The organism is Kitasatospora sp. NPDC096204 (genome assembly GCF_044763205.1).
Classification (GTDB): domain Bacteria; phylum Actinomycetota; class Actinomycetes; order Streptomycetales; family Streptomycetaceae; genus Kitasatospora.
In genome coordinates this window covers 25,695-42,562 of sequence record NZ_JBIWFT010000014.1, presented here as the reverse complement: position 1 = coordinate 42,562, position 16,868 = coordinate 25,695, and the positions used below count along the sequence as shown (strand labels likewise).

Here is a 16,868-nt window from a genome sequence, read left to right as displayed (position 1 = left end):
TCGACCCTTATGGCGGGGTTCATGACGACGCCGAACGAGACCCTGAGGGCCGTGCGCCTTGGACTTCGCCTCAGCCAAGACGAGTTCGCGAAACGCCTGAGGGCAGTTGGGGCGACCCAGGGAGAGCCCAATGACGCCAGCAAGCGCCTGGTACAGCGCTGGGAGTCAGGGGAGGTCCGATTTCCCCGCCCGGTGTACGTTCGAGCCCTTGAGGCTGTCACCAAACTTTCCGTGGACCGCCTCGGCTTCAAATCACCACAGCTGCCACCGAGGGTCAGCGTGGACAGCGCAGGAGGCCATGACATGACCAGCGACGATCCGGGCGTTCCCGCCCAGGCCGCGCCCACCCCTACGGGCGAGGACTACTCGGGAGTCTGGATCAGCCACTACGAGTTCTTCAGCAGCAGCCGGGAGAACACGTTCACCGGCCTGCACCACGTCGTACTGTCCCAGCACGGGAACCGGATCACCGGCCGGTCTCTACCCGGCGCGTCGTCCAACCCCGATTCACCGCTGTCGTTCGACCTCACTGTCGATCGGAACGTCGTGACGGGCTCGTGGGTGGAACAGACCGCGCAGGACGGCTACTACCAGGGGGCCAGGTACCACGGCGCCATTCAGCTGCTGGTCGATCCGACCGGGCGCCGGATGGCCGGCAAGTGGGTCGGCTTCGGCAAGGAGTTCGACGTCAACTCCGGGCCCTGGGAGCTGCGTCTGCTGGACAGGTCCACGGCTGACGACGTCCTGGGCCGCTACAGCGTGCCGCCGGAGGCGTAGCACCCCAGGAGGAACCGGCATGGCGATCGAGGCGGAGCTCAAGGCCGTCGCACGCGACCCCGAACTCGTCCTCGCACGATTGGAGAAGTCGTACGGCGCCGGGCGCGCCGAGGTGTACCGCGACACGTACTACGACGCCCCGGACGGCAGCCTGACGGGAGCCGACCGCGAGCTGCGGATCCGCACCGTTCACGGGCCCGACGACACTCGCACCGTGCTCACGTACAAGGGCGCCCGGGTGGACGAGGCGTCCGGGTCGAAATGGGAGGCCGAGACCCGCGTGGAGGACGCCGAGGCGGCCGACGAGATCGTCCGGGGCCTCGGCTTCACCCCACGCATCCGGTTCGAGAAGCGGTGCCGCAACTACGACTTCGAACGCAGCGGTCGGCGCTTCCTCGCCACGCTCGTCCGCGTGCCGGAACTCGACGCGACATTCATCGAGGTCGAGACCGCTGCGGCCACCCAGGACGACCTCGGAGCGGCGCTGGACGCCGTGCGGGCCGTGCTGGCGGAGCTCGGGATCAGCGAGGACGACCTGACAACGGAGCTGTACACGGACGCGGTGGTCGCGGCTCGCACCTGATCCCGGCGGAGCGTGGGCGGGCAGTGCGTGTCACGCCTGCGGGCTGTCGCACGCCGCCCTACCGGCTGGGGCCGTCATGCCCAACGGTTCGCACTCCGTGTAGCCGGTGTGCTACTTTCCGCATCATCAACAGAACATAGGAGACCCCGGCGGTGGTGGAACACCCCGGGGTCTGGCACCAGGAGCAGACACTCCAGATGCAGATTCATCGTAGCGTTCATGCGCGCTCGTTCACCGTGCTTCCCAACGGCCTGTTGCAGGACCGTCGGCTCAGCTACACCGCCCGCGGCCTCCTCGCCGACCTCCTCTCCCGCCCCGACGGGTGGCGGGAGGACGGGCGGCAGATGGCGGACAGCAGTCCGCAGGGGCGGGGCGCCATCCGGCGGGCGCTCAAGGAACTCAAGGACGCCGGGTACTACCGGGTCGACACCGTCCGGAGGGCCGACGGCACCGTCCGCTCCGAGGCCCACGTCTACGACACCCCGCACCCCGCACCGGCTGCCACCCGCCCGGCTTCCGGTGGGCGAGGGACCGGCGGCGCTGTCACCCCTCCCGTAAAAGACCCGGGACAAAAACCCACCCTCCCGGATGAACGGACGCGGGCCGCCGTGGCCACCCTGTTCCGGGTGATCCGGCCCGAACCCCGCCTGCGCCTCGGCGAGGCCGAGGCGCAGGCGCTGGCACCGCTCGTCACCCAGTGGCTGGAACGGGGATGCGGCGAAGCCGAGTTGGCGAACGCCCTACTCCCCGGACTGCCGCAGCCGATGCACTCCCCGGCGGCGATCCTCCGCGACCGCCTCCAGCGCAAGCTGCCACCGGAACGCCCCGAAGCCCCACCCGCCTCCTACGCCGAGTGCGGCCGCTGCCACGACCCGGTGCCCCGCCCGGGCATCTGCCGCGCCTGCGCGGGCCTCGGCACGAGAACCGTCACCGTGGGCAGCGGCGCCCGGGCCACGCCGAGGGGCGTGGCCCGGGCGCGCGCGGCACTGCGTGGGCGGCCTCAGCCGGCCTGAGACCGTTACGGACGGGTGCCGGGCTGGTCGATGACGGCGCGGGCGAGGACGGCCATCTGCCCCGTGATGTCGCCCTTCTTGAAGGTCGCGACGTCGGTGAGGGCCACGGTTCGCTCGCCGAGGAAGGTGTAGTCGGTGCGGTCGAAGATCCACTGGGACTCGACCTTCCCACCGCCGTCCCGGCGCGCGACCGCGACGCCGGGGCGACCGACGGCATCGGTCACCTCGTCGATCACCGTGACGCCGGGGATCTTCGCCGCCGCCCGGTAGAGCGCGGCGCTGACGGCGGATGGGGCGATCTGCTCGCGCAGGAGGTCGCCGATGGTCCTGAACGCCTCCTCGTCGGGGCCGGGCCCGCGACCTGCGGTATCGGCCTGGATCTTGGCCAGCAGCGCGTCCGGGTCGGTCGGCAGGGCGGCGGCGTAGGCGTAGCTGCCGATCCCGGAGTACGGCGCGGGTTCGGGCTCGCCGTGCTCGTCCCCTCCTCCGGGATTCGGCAGATGACCGTCCAGGAGCAGCAGGTTCCGCTTGCTTCCGTCGACGGACCTCCAGACCTCCCGGGTCTGCGGTGCCTCGCCCTCCGACCTCGCCCACTCGTCCAGGCTCTTCACGTAGACGAACTGGTCCCCGCGTGCGGCCGGGGCCGGCGCCTGTTCGGCGGCCTTCGCCGCGCGGTCCAGGACGACCGCCGCCACCGGTCGGCTGGAGTCGGAGCCCTGCCGCGGCTGCCCGCCGGTCAGCACCAGGGACAGCGCCAGGCCGCCCGCCAGGGCGGGCAGGGCCACCCAGCCGAGCCGGATCCGCCGGGACGTGGTCACCGGCCCACGTGCGAACTCGCTCATCAGGTGCCCCCGCAGCTGCCGCCGGCGGTCGGCGGAGAGTCCCGGCCCCGTGGGTACCAGCAGCAGCCGGGCGCGTTCGTCCTCGTTCATCGGGTCCTCCCCGGAGTCGTCGACCTGGCCGCTCCGCTGCGGCCACCCCGTACCTGTCCGGTGCCTGGGGGGAGTTCCCGCCCGCCCCGGAGCTCCTCGTCCGTCAGCGCGCGCAGCTTGGTACGGGCGCGCGAGAGCCGGGAGCGCACCGTGCCGACCGGCACCCCGAGTGCCTCGGCCGCGCTCGCGTAGTCCAGACCCGCCAGGACGCACAGCCCGAACACCTCGCGCTCGGCGTTCCACAGCCCGCCCAGCGCCCGCCGGACGGCGGCGAGCCGGGCGTCGTCGTCGAGCCGCCCGGCCAGCTCCTCGGCGAAGTCCGGCAGGACGCCCCGGTCGGGCAGCCGGGCCATCGCCGCCCGGTGCCGCCGGGCCGCCCGGGTCGTGTTGCGCAGGACGTGGGCGGCAATCCCGAACAGCCAGGGGCGCACCGGCCCGTCGTCCTCCCGCAGCTTGCCGCGCAGGCGCCACGCTTCGAGGAACGTCAGCTGGACGACGTCCTCCGCGGCCGCCCGGTCCCCCACCACCCGCGCCGCGTACGAGTACAGGTCGTCCACCGTCTCATCGAACAACTCCCCGAAGGCCCACTGGTCCCCGCTCCTCAATCGCGCCCGCTGTGACAGTTCCACACCCCCACCTGTCCGCAGGCCCCGCCCGGTTCCCGACGGCCCGCCGAGCCGCCGGAACCCCGGCCGGTTCCTCAGGAGCAGTAGGTGTCGTGCTTGACCAGGGCCAGGGCGACGACCTTGCCCTCGGCCACGGTGAACTCGTAGAACCAGTCCGGGCCGCCGCTGCCGCTCTCGGCCGGGAGTTCGTACGTGCCGCCCTCGGCCGGCTTCAGCTCCTTGCCCGCGTAGGCCTGCTTGAGCTGCTCCTCCGTCGAGCCCGCGCCGACGCCCTCGGCCGTCCGCGCCTCCGCCGGGGCGACCAGCTGGCGCAGGCCCTTGGTGCCGAAGTTGACCCGGCCGGTGGCCCGGAACGCCTCGTCCCGGGCCTTGCGGGCGGGCCCGACGAGGTCCAGGTCCTTGTCGAGCGCGGTGATCTCCGCCTGGTCGGCGGCGTCCTGCTGGAGCTGCTCCTGGAGGCGGGCGCTGTGCTCCTGCATCTCCTTCAGCGAGGCCCCCGGCGCCAGCGGCGGAATCGTCTTCCGCTTCGCCCTGATCTCGTCGATCCTGGCCAGCGCCTTGTCGGCCTTCGCGTGGACGTCCGCCTCGGTCGCCATCCGGGCCTGGTCCGGAGCCGGGCCGCCCTTGTACGCGTAGTCGGTGCAGCCGTTGAGCACGGAGACCGGCGCGCTCTCCAGTGCGCCGGAGGCGAGCGCCTCCTCCTTGGTCATCGACAGCTGCAGCCCCCGGTAGCCGCCCGCGCCGAACGGCTGCGGCGGCGTGCTCGCCGCGGCGGCGCCGCCCTTGTCGCCGTCGCAGGCCGCCGCCCCGGCCACGACCAGAGCCATCGTCAGAACTGCCATAGCCGCACGGGTGTTGTGCGTCTTCCCCACCGCGATCCCTCCCCTTCGTTGTTCGCACACAGTAGCGAACAGTCGGGAAGAATTCACAACGGGTTACCGAAAGGGAGGGCGGGCCCGCACCGGTGGCGCGGGCCCGCCCTCCCTCCCGTTCGTCCGACGACCGGTCAGCCGACCGGAGGCCGAGCGCCGAGACTGCGGGTGTAGTGGGCGGCGGCGATGACCGAGGCCATCAGCTCGGAGTCCAGGACCGAGGCGTCGGCCATCCGGGTGGCCGAGGCGTGCGAGACGAGCAGCGTCTTGGTGACCCGCAGGGCGGCCTCGGAGCGGCGCGTGACGGGCCTGGCCAACTCCTCCACCGCCGCGTCCAGCTCCTCCTCGGGGACGACCCGCTGCAGGATGTCGAGCTCCCGCGCCTCCACCGCGCCGACCGGGCGGCCGGTGAGGATGATCTCGCGGACCCGGGCCGCGCCGACCTCGTGCAGCAGCCGGGGCAGCAGACCGCCCCAGGCGACGGGCAGTCCCAGGGCCAGCTCGGGCAGCCGGAAGACGGCGTTGTCGGCGCCGACCCGCAGGTCGCAGGCGAGCGCCAGGGCGAAGCCTGCGCCGGTCGCCCGGCCCTGGACCCGGGCGACGGTGACGGCGGGGCTGCTGGTGAGGGCCTCGCAGACCCGGCGGGCCCGGTCCCCGTAGCTGCGTATCCGGCCGCCGGTCGGGTCCTCGTCCAGGCCCGCGAAGAGCTCGTCGCGGTCGCCGCCGAGGCAGAAGTCCCGGCCGGCCGCGGACAGCACGATCACCCGTACCGCCGGGTCGGGTGCGGCGAGGACGGCGAGGAGCTCGTCCAGCATGGCCGAGGTGACGGCGTTGCCCGTCTCCGGGCTGTCCAGCTCGACGTGGAGCACCGCGCCCCGGAGCTCGGAACGGACCGTACGGGCCGGAGCGGGCGCGGGCTCGGGCGCGGGCTCGGGCGCGGGCTCGGGAAGGGAGTGGCACCAGTCGGCCGGCGTCGCCGGGGGTTGCGCGGGGTACGGGGGCTGCGTCGCGTACGGGGGCTGCGTCGCGTACGGGGGCTGCGTCGCGTACGGGGGGTACTGGGGAGCCTGCGGGGAGACGTTCACGCGGCGACTCTCAGGGACGTCACCCGGTGGAACACCATCCGGGGCGCGTGCTCGGGCGGGCTCACCGCCCGCAGCGTCGGGAAGCGCTCCAGCAGCTGCCCGAGCAGGGCCCGCGACTCCAGCCGGGCCAGGCCCGCGCCGAGGCAGTAGTGGGCGCCGCCGCCGAAGGTGAGGTGGGTGCCCCGGCGCAGCGGGTCGAAGGTGTGCGGGTCCGGGTTGCGGCGCGGATCGCGGTTGGCCGCGCCGTACATCACGTGGACCATGGTGTCCTTGGGGAGGAACACCCCGGCCAGTTCGGTGTCCTCGCCCGCGACGCGGCTGTTGACGCGGATCGGCGGGTCGTAGCGCAGCGCCTCGTCGATCACCTCGTCGATGTGCTCCGGGTTCGCCCGCAGCCACTCCCACCGGCCGGGCGTGCGCAGCAGCTGCCACACCAGCGAGGAGAGCAGCGTCGCCGTGGTCTCCAGCGAGGCGATGGTGACGAACATGGTGAGCTGGTAGACCATCCGGTCGGTGGCCTCGCGGTCGGACTCCAGCGCGTCCCAGGTGCGGATCCAGCCGGCGATCACGTCGTCGCCGTCCTTCTCGCGACGCTCCCGGACGAGCCGGGTGAAGTACTCGCGCAGCTCCATGGTGGCCTGCTCGGAGATCGCCAGCTGGCTCTTGGTGGGCAGCAGTTCCTGGGCGTGCACCTGGTTGTGGGTCATCGTCAGGATGTGCGGGTAGTCCGCCGGCGCGATGTCCAGCCAGCGCCCGACGGTGCCGATCGGCAGCTGCTCGCTGACCACGGAGGCGAAGTCCGCCTCGCCGTCGGTCCGTATTCGCTCGGCCAGGCGGTCGAGCAGCCCGGCGGCGTCGTCCTCGATGTCCGCCGCCATGGCCCGCAGGGTGTTCCGGTCGAAGAGGCTGCCGAGGCTGCGCCGCTGCCGGGTGTGCTCGGGGGCGTTGAGCCGGGAGAGCGTCCGGCTCATCTCCCGGGTGGCGACGGCCTCCCAGCGCTCCGTCCCGGTCTGCCGCTCCTGCCAGGCGAAGTCGGGGACGAGCCAGGTCCTGCCACGCAGGACCTGGTCGCACGCCTCGTAGCCGGTGACCAGATAGCCGCCCCAGGGCGCCGGGACGAGGTCGCCCAGCGCCCTCAGCTCGTCGTAGACCGGGCTCGGATCGGCGAGGCCATCGGCCGACCGCAGCCTGCGCAGCAGCGGTACGGCGGCACGGCGGTCGACCCTTGTGTCAGGGCACTCCCGTTCCGCGGGGCGGGCTTCCAACATGGCGGTCACACGGGGCTCCTCAACGCGCGGGCGGGCAGTACGGCGGCGTACTACCCAGCAACAGCGCGCTCAAGCGTCGATCCGTGTTGCCCCCGTCACGTACTGCACCGCCTTCGCACGCCGTTCACCCCGCGGTGACCGGACGCCTTACGGCGGCGCGGCGGGCCGGGGCCCCGCGCGGGCGCGCCGGAACCCCTGGGCGCAGCACCGGAACCCCTACTCGAACCCCGGCGACGCCTCAGAGCCGGAAGACGTCCAGGAAGGAGCTCCACCACCCCTTCTTCTGCGGGGACCGGGACGGCGCGACGGCCTGCTGGTACGCCTGCGGCTGCTCGGAGCCGACCGGCGCCGACGCCTGGACCGGGACGGTGTCCGCGGCCGGGGCCGTCCCCACGGTGCGGGCGGCCACCGGGCTGAACCGCACCGGAAGCGAGACCAGGCCGCGCTGGAACGGGCCCGGGCGCCACTCCACGCTGTCCACCGGCACCGCGAGCGTGACGTCCGGGAGCGCGTTGAGCAGGCACTCGATGGCGCTCAGGGCGATCAGCTGGGCCGGGGACTTGGCCGGGCAGGCGTGCGGTCCCGCGCCCCAGGCCAGGTGGGCCCCCTTGCTGAGGGTCAGCCGGGCGTCGGTCAGCGCCGGGTCGCTGTTGGCGGCGGCGAAGCTGATCACCACCGGGCTGCCGGCGTCCATCGGGACGCCGCCCAGGTTGAGGTCCTGCATCGGGTAGTGCGTCGCGTAGTTGGCGATCGGCGGGTTGTTCCACAGCACGTCGTCGAGGGCGTCCTCGATGCGCAGCCCGGAGCCGCCCTCGCCGGACAGCAGCAGGAGCAGCGCGTTGCCTATCAGGTTGCGCTCGGGCTCGACGCCGGCGCCCATCAGCATGACCAGCTGGTCCTTGAGCTCCTCGTCCCGCAGGCCGGCCGGGTGCTGGATGAGCCAGGAGGTGATGTCGTCGCCCGGCTGGCGGCGCTTCAGCGCGACCAGGTCCATCAGGCAGGAGGTCAGCTCCTCGTTGGCCTGGATGACGTCGAGGCCGTCGAAGAGCGCGGACATGCTGCGGGTCAGCCGGTCGCCGATGTCGGCCGGGCAGCCGAACAGCTGGTTGAACAGCAGCAACGGCAGCAGCTTGGCGTAGTCGTTGAGCAGGTCGGCCCGGCCCAGCGCACTGAACTGGTCGATCAGGTAGCCGGCGATCCGCTCGACGTGCCGGTTGAGCCGGCTGTCGTTGAGCCGCTCCAGGCTCTCGGTGACGGCCTTGCGCAGCCGCAGGTGCTCGGCGCCGTCCGTGAAGAGGCAGTTGGGCCGGTAGAACATCATCGGCAGGACGGGGCTGTCCATCGGCACCCGGCCCTCGTTCAGCGCCGCCCAGCGCCGCGAGTCCCGGGCGAACATCCCCGGGTTCTGCAGCACCCGCAGCGCGGCCTCGTGCGAGGTGACCAGGGTGGCGTCCACCCCCGGCGCCAACTCCACCGGCGCGGCCGGACCGTTGGCGCGCAACCGGTCGTAGACCGCGCCGGGGTCGGCCGAGAACATCTCCCCGTAGAGCGGCGTGCTCACGCCGGCGTGCATCGGGCAGCCCGGCGGAGGCGACTGCGGGACGGGTCGCTGCAGAGATTCCATGGGTCGTTCCTTGGAGGTGGCCCCGGGCGGGTGCGGACCCGGGAGGGGTGAGGGGGGAGGCGTGGGGGAAGTCAGGAGGCCCGGTCGAGCAGGTGCCGGACGAGCGTCAGCAGCGCGTTGGCCGAGGAGCGCTGGTCCCGCGCGTCACAGAACACCACCGGGGTGTGCGGCAGCAGGTCGAGCGCCTCGCGCAGCTGGTCCTCGGTGTACTCGCTCTGCCGGTCGAAGCTGTTGACCGCCACCGCGTACTCCAGGCCGTACTGCTCGATCAGGTCGATGACGGGGAAGGTGTCCGCGAGGCGGGTCGGGTCGGCCAGCAGCAGCGCTCCCAGCGCTCCCCGCGCCATGTCCTCCCAGAGCTGCATGAACCGCTGCTGTCCCGGCGTGCCGAACAGGTACAGCACGAGGTCGTCGCCGAGCGTCAGCCGGCCGAAGTCCAGGGCGACGGTCGTGGTCTTCTTGTCCGGTGCGCCGCGGAGGTCGTCGACGCTGACGGACGCCTGCGTCATGCTCTCCTCGGTGCTCAGCGGCGCGATCTCCGACAGGGCCCCGATGAGCGTCGTCTTGCCGACCGCGAAGTGCCCGACGACCAGGATCTTGACAGCGGTCGTCACCGCGCCCGGGACGTAGATGTCCTCAGGCGAACCGGCGTTGAAGTCCATGCAGTACCTTCTCTAGAAGTCTCGGGTCCGGGGCCTGGGCCGGGGGCGGGGCCGACCGGCGCAGCAGCCGTCCCTCACGGATCAGGTCCGTCAGCAACAGCCTCACGACCCCGACCGGCAGCTCCAGCCGGGCCGCGACCTCGGCCACCGAGAGGTAGCCGCCGGAGCACAGCTCCCAGATCGCCCGGGTCTCCGGGCTCGGCAGGCCGGGGAGGTCCTGCCCGGGCCCGACGGTGACCAGGGTGATCAGAGACAGGTCGTCCGCGTTCGGTAAGTCGCGCCCGCCGGTGATGACGTAGGAGCGGATGAACCCGCCCGTGACCCTCTGTTCCTCGCCGCCGGCCGTCATGAGCCGCTGTATGTGCTCTGGCGCGGTGCCGCCGACATCGCCCGTCCGAGTGCGCCCACCTGCTGCTGCATCCGGAAGGACATCGCCTCCATGTCGACGTCGGGGGCGGTGGAGGCGGCCAGGTACGCACCGCTGCCGGCCGCGATCAGGAAGATCCAGCCGTGGTCGTACTCCAGCAGGGTCTGGCGCCAGGTCCCGCCGCCGCCGCCGACGAACGGGGCGACCGCGCGGCTCAGCGACTGCATCGAGCTCATCGCGGCGGCGTTGGTCTCCGCCTCGTCACGGCCTATCTCGCTGGAGCGCTCGAGCAGGAGGCCGTCGGCGGAGACGAGGATGGCGTGCCGGGCGCCGGGTACCTGGAGTACGTCGTTGAGCACCCAGGAAAGATCACGGCTCACTGGATCTCGGTTCCTTCCGTGGTCATGGTGTTACGCCCGGACAGCGTGCCGCGCTGGAACGCGCCGAGGCGGGACGGCGTGTGCTGGCCGGTGCTCCGCAGCTCCTCGGGCCTGCCCGGGTCCTGCGGGGTGGGGACGACCGACACCGGACGCTGGCGGCGGCGCCGCGGCAGCAGGCCGTCCGCGGTGGTCTCCGGTCCGGCCGTCGCCGCGTGCGGCGCCGGCACCGGGGCCAGCGGAGCCGTCGGCTCGGCCAGCGACACGAGCCGCTGGCCGGGGGCCTGCGCCCAGGTCTGCGCGGGCTGCTCCACCGGCGCCGCCTGGTAGTCGGTGTGCTCGGCGAAGGGCGGGGCCGCGACCTCGCTGCTGAGCAGTTCGGCCGGCAGCAGCACCACGGCCCGCACGCCCCCGTACGGGGAGACCGAGTCGACGGAGACGCGGAAGCCGTAGCGGGCGGCCAGCATGCCGGAGACGGCGAAGCCGAACTTCGGCGGGTTGCCCAGGCTGGTGAGGCTGATCGGCGCGCCCGGGTTCAGGAGCAGCGAGGCGCGGTCCTTCTCCTCCTGGCCCATGCCGAGGCCGGCGTCGTCGATGATCAGGCAGACGCCGGTGGGGACGGCCTGGACGCTGACCTCCACCGGGGTGTCCGGGGCGGAGTAGTTGGTCGCGTTGGCGAGCAGCTCGGACAGCACGACGGCGACCGGCTCGACGACCTTGCTGGCGAGCGAGACGCTGACCCGGGAGTGGATCCGCACCCGGTCGAAGTGCCGGATCCGGCCCTGGGCGCTGCGGACCACGTCGTAGACCGAGGCGACGCTCTCGCGGCGGCCGAGCCAGCCGCCGCAGAGCACCGCGATGCCCTGGGCGCGCCGGCCGAACTGGCTGTTGGTGTGGTCGATCGTCATCAGGTCGGCGAGGATCTGCGGGCTGTCGCCGTACTTCCGCTGCACCTTGTCGATGACGACCTGCTGCTCGTCGGCCAGGCCCTGCAGCGTCCGCATCGCCGCCTTGAGGACGGCCTTGGTGTCCTCCTCGGCGTCCCGGCGGACGGCCGACAGCTCGGACGCGTGCCGGCCCTGCAGGCGGTCGTGCAGCACGGCGAGTTCGTCGCGCTGCCGCTGGGCCGCGGCGCTCGCCTCCTCCAGGGAGGCGTTCTGCCGTCGCAGGGCGATGTTCGTCCTGCGTGCCTGGAGGGCAGCTCCGACGGCTGCGAGCATCACCACGATGAAGACCCAGAAAAAGGGTTCCTGCACAAATGACGTCATGAAACTCTCTTCAGGTGGCATCGCGTGGAGCCGGTCCGGGCCCCGAAGCGCGAATGGGACTGGCGGCCGGAACCTCCCCGAAAGGCACCTGATGTCACGTCACATCGAAGTGCGGTCCGGCACGAGACCTGCGGCAACGCCTATCGCGGAGTCAGCCTACTGCAACTCATGCCCTGTCAGAACAGATGTCAAAAAGGGCAGTTGGGGCGAAATTCCACTATCCCCTGGGAACTCTGCTGCCAATTGGTGGAGTTTGTGATGCCGCGTTAACCACAGGGACACATCCTCCGCACAGCCCGGTTCACGCGCAGAGTGATTCGTTCGTCACCCTGTGGAATCCAGGGGCCGGTCCTGGCCTTTCCGGCCGCGCCCGCTTTCCGGAGCCGCACATGCGGAAGGGGCCCGCGTCCGTGGACGCGGGCCCCTTCGGTGCAGCCGTTCGTCAGCGCATCGAACCGGTGCGCAGCAGGGTGCGGATGACGCGCATCGCGACCGAGAGGCTGGACAGCTCGTAGTTGTCCGAACCCCTTATGTCGTCGAGGGTGGTCCGGGCGCGGTTCAGCAGGGTCGCGTTGAGCTCGGCCCAGGCGTTGTACCGCTCCTCCGGGGTGGCACCCTCGGCGCCGCAGGCCAGGATGTCGGCGGTCAGCGCCGCGTGCGCCGCGAAGAGGTCCTCGCGGATCGCGGCCCGGGCCATCGACGACCAGCGGTCGGTGCGGGGCAGCTCGATGATGCGGTCGAGCAGGTGCGAGATCTGGAGCCGGTCGCCCAGGTCGTAGTAGAGGTCCGCGACCTCGGCGACGTCCTTGCCGGAGCGGTCCGCGACCTCGGCGATGTCCAGGGTCGGGAAGACCGAGGAGAGGCCGGCGATCCGGGTGGCCAGCTCCTCCGGCACCCCGGCCCCGGCGAGCTCGTCGTACACCGACTCGAACCAGGCCAGGTCCTCGCCGCGCAGCGGCTTGGGCAGCGAGGCCCAGACCTGGTTGACCCGGTCGTGGAAGAACTCGATGGTGCCGGCGATGTCGAGCGGCTGGCGGCGGTTGTTGAGCATCCACCGGGTGGCGCGCTCGACCAGGCGCCGCGAGTGCAGCCGCATCTTGGTCTGGACCCGGGCCGGGACCTTGTTGTCCAGGTCCTCGATCTCGGCCCAGATCTGCTCCAGGTCGAAGACGGCCCGCGCGGCGGTGTGCGTCCGGGCGATCTCCTCGTAGGTCGCGCCGGTCTCCTCCTTCAGGCGGAAGGCGAAGGTGCAACCACCGCGGTTGATCGTATCGTTGACGATCAGCGTGGTGACGATCTCGCGGCGCAGCGCGTGGTTGTCGATCGCGTCGGCGAACGTCGCCCGCAGCGCGCTCGGGAAGTACTCGTGCAGCGAGGCGCGGAAGAACGGGTCGTCCGGCAGCTCGGTGGCGAGCAGCTCCTCGGCCAGGATGATCTTGGTGTAGGCGAGCAGGACGGACATCTCGGGCTGCGAGAGGCCGCGGCCGTTCTGCTGGCGCTCACGGATCTGGCGCTCGGTGGGCAGGAACTCCAGCGCGCGGTCCAGCTGGCCGGCCGACTCGAAGCGGTTGATCATCCGGGCGTGCACGTTGACCATGCTGTGCGCCTGGGAGACGGCGTTGGCCAGCACCACGTTCTGCGCGTAGTTGTTGCGCAGCACCAGGTGGCCGACCTCGTCGGTCATCTCGGCCAGCAGGGCGTTGCGCTGCTTGACCGTCATGTCGCCCTCGGCGACGACCTGGTTGAGCAGGATCTTGATGTTGACCTCGTGGTCCGAGGTGTCCACACCGGCGGAGTTGTCGATCGCGTCGGTGTCGATCCAGCCGCCGGCGCCCTCGGGGCCGCCGGTGGCCGCGTACTCGATGCGGCCGAGCTGGGTGCAGCCGAGGTTGCCGCCCTCGCCGATGACCCGGGCCCGGACCTGCTCGCCGTTGACGCGGATGGCGTCGTTGGACTTGTCACCGACCTCGGCGTTGGTCTCGGTGGAGGCCTTGACGTAGGTGCCGATGCCGCCGTTCCAGAACAGGTCGACCGGGGCCTGGAGCACCGCCCGCATCAGCTCGGCCGGGGTCAGCTTGGTCGCCTCGACGCCCAGGGCCGCCCGGACCTGCGGGGTCAGCTGGATCGACTTCGCGGAGCGGGGGTACACCCCGCCGCCGGCCGAGATCAGCGACCTGTCGTAGTCGTCCCAGGAGCTGCGCGGCAGGTCGAACAGACGGCGGCGCTCGGCGTACGAGACGGCCGCGTCCGGGTTCGGGTCGAGGAAGATGTGGCGGTGGTCGAAGGCGGCGACCAGGCGGATGTGCTCGCTGAGCAGCATGCCGTTGCCGAAGACGTCGCCGGACATGTCGCCGATGCCGATGACGGTGAAGTCCTCGGACTGGGTGTCGACGCCGAGCTCGCGGAAGTTGCGCTTGACCGACTCCCAGGCGCCGCGGGCGGTGATGCCCATGCCCTTGTGGTCGTAGCCGGCCGAGCCGCCGGAGGCGAACGCGTCGCCCAGCCAGAAGCCGTAGGACTCGGCGACGCCGTTGGCGATGTCCGAGAAGGTCGCGGTGCCCTTGTCGGCGGCGACGACCAGGTAGGTGTCGTCCTCGTCGTGGCGGACCACGTCGGCCGGGTGCACGACCTCGCCGCCGACCAGGTTGTCGGTGATGTCGAGCAGCGCCGAGATGAAGGTCTTGTACGAGGAGACGCCCTCGGCCAGCCACGCGTCGCGGTCGACCGACGGGTCCGGCAGCTGCTTGGCGACGAAGCCGCCCTTGGCGCCGACCGGGACGATGACGGTGTTCTTGACCATCTGCGCCTTGACCAGGCCCAGGATCTCGGTGCGGAAGTCCTCGCGCCGGTCGGACCAGCGCAGACCGCCGCGGGCGACCTTGCCGAAGCGCAGGTGGACGCCCTCGACCTGGGGCGAGTAGACCCAGATCTCGAACGCCGGACGCGGGGCCGGCAGGTCCGGGATGGCCTTCGGGTCGAACTTCATCGACACGTAGGAGTGCCAGTCGCCGGAGGCCGCGCGCTGGAAGAAGTTGGTCCGCAGGGTGGCCTTGATGAGGTGCAGGAAGGAGCGCAGGATGCGGTCCTCGTCCAGCGAGACGACCTCGTCGAGGGCGCCGGACAGCTCCTCCAGGATGCCCTCGGTCAGCTCCAGGGCACCCGAACGGTGGCTCGGGCTCAGCCGGGCCTCGAACAGGTTGACCAGCAGGCGGGTGGTGTGGGTGTTGTTGCGGAGCGCGTCCTCCATGTAGTCCTGGGAGAACGTGGAGCCCGCCTGGCGCAGGTACTTGGCGTACGCGCGCAGCATCATCGCCTGGCGCCAGGTCAGCCCGGCGGTCAGCACCAGCTCGTTGAAGCCGTCGTTCTCGGCCTTGCCGGTCCAGGTGGCGGCGAAGGTCTCCTGGAAGCGCTCGCGGGCCTCGTCGGTGAGCCCGGTGGCCTCGCGCAGCTTCAGGCCGAAGTCGTAGACCCACGCGGTGGTGCCGTCGGAGCGGCGCAGCGCGTACGGGTGCTCGTCCAGCACCTCGACGCCCAGGCGCTGGAGCACCGGCAGGACCTCGGTGAGCGAGATCGGGCCGCCGACCCGGTAGATCTTGAAGCGGCGCTCGTCGTCGCCGGCGCCGACCGGCTGGTACAGGTTCAGTCGGAAGTCGCCCTCGCCGTGCAGCGACTCGATCTGCTTGATGTCGGCGACGGCGGTGCGCGGCGGGAAGTCGGCGCGGTAGCCGTCGGGGAAGGCGTTGGCGTACTTGTGGCCGAGCTCGGCGGCCTTCTCCTCGCCCAGCTCGATGTGCAGCTGGTCGTGGAAGCCGTCCATCCAGAACCGGGCGGCCTCGGCCAGGCGGTTCTCGATGCGCTCGATGTCCGTCTCGGTGAGCTGCGGCAGCTCGGTGCCCGGGGCGACCCGGACCACGAAGTGCAGACGGGTCAGCACCGACTCGGTGGCGTACACCGTGTAGTCGATGGTGGCGCCGTTCAGCTCCGCCTTGAGGATGTCGGTGATCAGCAGCCGGATGCGCGTGGTGTAGCGGTCGCGCGGCAGGTAGATGAAGGCCGAGAAGTAGCGCCCGTACTCGTCCTGGCGCAGGAAGAGCCGCAGCTTGCGGCGCTCCTGGAGGTAGAGCACGCTCGTCGCGATGGAGAGCAGCTCGGAGGCCGGGGTCTGGAAGATCTCGTCCCGCGGGAAGGTCTCCATGATCTGGAGCAGGTCGCGGCCGTCGTGGCTCTCGCTGGAGAAGCCGGACTCCTCCAGGACCGCCTGGACCTTGCGGCGCACGACCGGGATGCGGGTGACCGACTCGGTGTAGGCGGCGGAGGAGAACAGGCCGAGGAAGCGGCGCTCGCCGATCGGCTCGCCGGCGGCGTTGAACTTCTTCACGCCGACGTAGTCCAGGTAGGCCGGGCGGTGCACGGTGGCACGGCTGTTGGCCTTGGTCAGGACGAGCAGCTTCTTCTCGTGGGCCTTGGCGCGCACCGGCGCGGAGAGCCGGCCGAAGGCCTCGCTGACCGCGTGGTGGGCGTCGTCGTGGCTGTGCGGGTCGGAGCGCAGGATGCCGAGGCCGGTCCCGGCGACGGCCTTGAGGACCTCCTCGCCCTCGTGCTCGACCAGGTCGTACTCGCGGTAGCCGAGGAAGGTGAAGTGGTCGTCGGCGAGCCAGCGCATCAGCTCCCAGGCCTCGCCGACCTCCTGCTCGGGCAGGCCGGCCGGGGGCTCCTCGGCCAGCTCGTCGGCCAGGCGCAGGGCGCTCTCGCGCATCTTGCCCCAGTCCTCGACGACCTCGCGGACGTCGCCGAGCACGCGGCGCAGGTCGGCCTCGATGGAACGCAGGTCCTCGCGGTCGGTCTCGCGGTCGATCTCGATGTGCATCCACGACTCGACGCTCGCGTCGGCCGGCCACTCGGTGCCGGCGGCCTGGCTACGGGAGCAGGCGTCGACGTCCAGGATCTCCAGCAGCTTGCCGGTGATGTCACGGCGGACGACCAGCTGGGGGTGGATCACGATGTGGATCGCGCGGTCCTGGCGGGACAGCTCGTTGGTGACGGAGTCGACCAGGAAGGGCATGTCGTCGGTGACGACCTCGACCACGGTGTGGCCGCAGGACCAGCCGTTCTCCTCGACCGAGGGGGTGTGCACCCGCACCTCGGCGGTGCCCTGCGGGCGCTTGAGGCCCAGGCGGTAGTGGGAGGCGGCCGCGCCGTACACGTCGACCGGGTCGCGGTCGACCAGGTCCTCCGGCGCGGTGTGGAGGTAGTAGTGGTGCAGGTACGCGGTCAGAGCGCCGTTGCTCAGACCCTCCCCCGGCGCCGCTCCCCCCACCTGGCTGTTCTCAGCGGCTGCGACTGCCTTCTTGAGCAGTTCGGCCTTGGCTGCGTCCAGCTTGGTCTGCATGACTTCTTGGCTCCTGTCGCGCGCC

General features: G+C 71.6%; 14 protein-coding genes. 3 read left to right on the top strand and 11 right to left on the bottom strand.

Translation table 11 applies throughout. The features are described from left to right. The first annotated feature begins 21 nt into the window (after positions 1 to 21). The 3 genes from ACIQ87_RS17300 to ACIQ87_RS17290 all read left to right on the top strand — a co-directional run bounded on the left by ACIQ87_RS17300 (position 22) and on the right by ACIQ87_RS17290 (position 2,373). Positions 22 to 777 (top strand): helix-turn-helix domain-containing protein, encoded by a 756-nt coding sequence (locus tag ACIQ87_RS17300; RefSeq protein WP_402407033.1) that lies wholly within the window; start codon positions 22 to 24, stop codon positions 775 to 777. 19 nt (positions 778 to 796) lie between these two features. Next, positions 797 to 1,360: a class IV adenylate cyclase gene (gene cyaB / locus ACIQ87_RS17295; RefSeq protein ID WP_402407031.1), complete on the top strand. Its 564-nt coding sequence runs from the start codon at positions 797 to 799 to the stop codon at positions 1,358 to 1,360. A 197-nt stretch (positions 1,361 to 1,557) separates the two neighbouring features. Next, entirely contained in the window at positions 1,558 to 2,373 is an 816-nt protein-coding gene (locus ACIQ87_RS17290; protein ID WP_402407028.1) for a hypothetical protein, read from the top strand. A gap of 5 nt (positions 2,374 to 2,378) precedes the next feature. Here ACIQ87_RS17290 and ACIQ87_RS17285 read toward each other — a convergent pair whose 3' ends face one another. From ACIQ87_RS17285 to ACIQ87_RS17235, 11 genes are all read right to left on the bottom strand, one after another. After that, positions 2,379 to 3,305 (bottom strand): CU044_5270 family protein, encoded by a 927-nt coding sequence (locus ACIQ87_RS17285; RefSeq protein ID WP_402407026.1) that lies wholly within the window; start codon positions 3,303 to 3,305, stop codon positions 2,379 to 2,381. Continuing rightward, the gene (locus ACIQ87_RS17280; protein ID WP_402407023.1) at positions 3,302 to 3,934 is read right to left on the bottom strand and encodes an RNA polymerase sigma factor; all 633 of its coding nucleotides are present in this window, start codon (positions 3,932 to 3,934) and stop codon (positions 3,302 to 3,304) included. Before ACIQ87_RS17280 ends, ACIQ87_RS17285 begins: the two co-directional genes overlap by 4 nt. A gap of 71 nt (positions 3,935 to 4,005) precedes the next feature. Then, entirely contained in the window at positions 4,006 to 4,773 is a 768-nt protein-coding gene (locus ACIQ87_RS17275) for a hypothetical protein (RefSeq protein WP_402407021.1), read from the bottom strand. A gap of 164 nt (positions 4,774 to 4,937) precedes the next feature. Next, positions 4,938 to 5,672 carry an enoyl-CoA hydratase/isomerase family protein gene (locus ACIQ87_RS17270; protein ID WP_402407342.1) on the bottom strand — a complete coding sequence of 245 codons (735 nt, stop codon included), beginning with the start codon at positions 5,670 to 5,672 and terminating at the stop codon, positions 4,938 to 4,940. Positions 5,673 to 5,884: 212 nt separating this feature from the next. Continuing rightward, the gene (locus ACIQ87_RS17265) at positions 5,885 to 7,018 is read right to left on the bottom strand and encodes a cytochrome P450 (RefSeq protein ID WP_402407340.1); all 1,134 of its coding nucleotides are present in this window, start codon (positions 7,016 to 7,018) and stop codon (positions 5,885 to 5,887) included. 376 nt (positions 7,019 to 7,394) lie between these two features. Next, entirely contained in the window at positions 7,395 to 8,780 is a 1,386-nt protein-coding gene (locus ACIQ87_RS17260) for a cytochrome P450 (protein WP_402407019.1), read from the bottom strand. A gap of 71 nt (positions 8,781 to 8,851) precedes the next feature. After that, positions 8,852 to 9,442 (bottom strand): GTP-binding protein, encoded by a 591-nt coding sequence (locus ACIQ87_RS17255; protein WP_402407016.1) that lies wholly within the window; start codon positions 9,440 to 9,442, stop codon positions 8,852 to 8,854. Further along, complete coding sequence (locus ACIQ87_RS17250) at positions 9,417 to 9,791, bottom strand: DUF742 domain-containing protein (protein ID WP_402407013.1); 375 nt, start codon at positions 9,789 to 9,791, stop codon at positions 9,417 to 9,419. The genes ACIQ87_RS17255 and ACIQ87_RS17250 overlap by 26 nt, the downstream gene beginning before the upstream one ends. Continuing rightward, positions 9,788 to 10,189: a roadblock/LC7 domain-containing protein gene (locus ACIQ87_RS17245; RefSeq protein WP_402407011.1), complete on the bottom strand. Its 402-nt coding sequence runs from the start codon at positions 10,187 to 10,189 to the stop codon at positions 9,788 to 9,790. Before ACIQ87_RS17245 ends, ACIQ87_RS17250 begins: the two co-directional genes overlap by 4 nt. Continuing rightward, positions 10,186 to 11,454 (bottom strand): ATP-binding protein, encoded by a 1,269-nt coding sequence (locus ACIQ87_RS17240; protein WP_402407009.1) that lies wholly within the window; start codon positions 11,452 to 11,454, stop codon positions 10,186 to 10,188. The genes ACIQ87_RS17245 and ACIQ87_RS17240 overlap by 4 nt, the downstream gene beginning before the upstream one ends. Before the next feature lie 442 nt (positions 11,455 to 11,896). Then, complete coding sequence (locus ACIQ87_RS17235; protein ID WP_402407007.1) at positions 11,897 to 16,843, bottom strand: NAD-glutamate dehydrogenase; 4,947 nt, start codon at positions 16,841 to 16,843, stop codon at positions 11,897 to 11,899. Positions 16,844 to 16,868 lie beyond the last annotated feature (25 nt).